This window comes from Pseudomonas sp. HP_08 (assembly GCF_055284095.1).
The window spans coordinates 1-444 of record NZ_JBTOQC010000039.1 but is presented as its reverse complement, the minus strand read 5'-3'; the positions used below and the strand labels follow the sequence as shown (position 1 = coordinate 444).

The following is a 444-nucleotide window of genomic DNA, read 5'->3' as shown; positions in this document are numbered from 1 at the left end:
ACGCAAAAATTTCAGATGCCCGCCAGGACAACCTTCATCAGGTGTCGCGCAGATTGATCAACGAAAACCAAGTGATCTGCGTCGAGTCTTTGAAAGTCAAAAACATGATCAAAAATCGCACGCTGTCCAAAGCCATTGCTGACGCCGCCTGGGGTGAGTTCGCCCGGCAGCTGGAGTACAAGGGGGACTGGGCGGGCCGGCAGATCGTGAGGATTGATCAGTGGTACCCGAGCAGCAAAACCTGTTCGGGTTGTGGTCACGTACTGGCCCAATTATCACTCTCGACTCGAATGTGGACATGCCCATCGTGCAACGCCGAGCATGACCGCGACACCAATGCTGCAAAGAATATCAAAGCCGTGGGGCTCACGGTTTTAGCCTGTGGAGAGCGTGTAAGACCGATGGCTCAAGTAGCCTGAGGCTGTGCTCTGTGAAGCAGGAATC

Annotated in this window: 1 protein-coding gene; it reads left to right on the top strand. The window is 54.3% G+C overall.

Annotated elements, in window-relative coordinates; all coding sequences use genetic code 11:
• Positions 1 to 419 (top strand): RNA-guided endonuclease TnpB family protein (locus ACYAS9_RS24225; protein WP_463570965.1); only part of this gene is annotated, 419 nt, incomplete at its 5' end.
• Positions 420 to 444 lie beyond the last annotated feature (25 nt).